The sequence below is a fragment of the Streptomyces recifensis genome (assembly GCF_002154615.1).
Classification (GTDB): Bacteria; Actinomycetota; Actinomycetes; order Streptomycetales; family Streptomycetaceae; genus Streptomyces; species Streptomyces griseoluteus.
Window position 1 is genome coordinate 1 of the sequence record NZ_MUNH01000332.1, and the last position, 510, is coordinate 510.

The 510-nt window shown below is 71.1% G+C and carries 1 pseudogene; it reads right to left on the reverse strand.

Annotated elements, in window-relative coordinates:
- A pseudogene (locus CCN33_RS18170) lies at positions 1–510 on the reverse strand (response regulator transcription factor); the annotation flags it as partial.

Sequence of the window (510 nt, forward strand, 5' to 3'; positions counted from 1 at the left end):
GATCCGGTAGCCGGAGCCGGGGACCGTCACGATCACCGGGGGCTCGCCGAGTTTGCGGCGCAGCGTCATCACCGTCACCCGCACCACGTTGGTGAAGGGATCGGTGTTCTCGTCCCACGCCTTCTCCAGCAGTTGCTCGGCCGAGACGACCGCGCCCTCACTGCGCATCAGCACCTCCAGCACCGCGANNTGCCGGCCCGCTCCAGGACGGGGGGCAGGGGCACGCTGGTGCGGCGCCCGAGGGCGCGCACGCGCGCGATCAGCTCACTGAAGGCGAACGGCTTGGGCAGGTAGTCGTCGGCGCCGATCTCCAGGCCCTCGACGCGGTCGCTGACGTCACCGGAGGCGGTGAGCATCAGTACCCGCGTGGGCATCCCCAGCTCCACGATGCGGCGGCAGACGTCGTCGCCGTGCACGAGCGGGAGGTCGCGGTCCAGGACGACCACGTCGTAGTCGTTGACGCCGATGCGCTCCAGGGCGGCCGCACCGTCGTACACGACGTCGACGGCC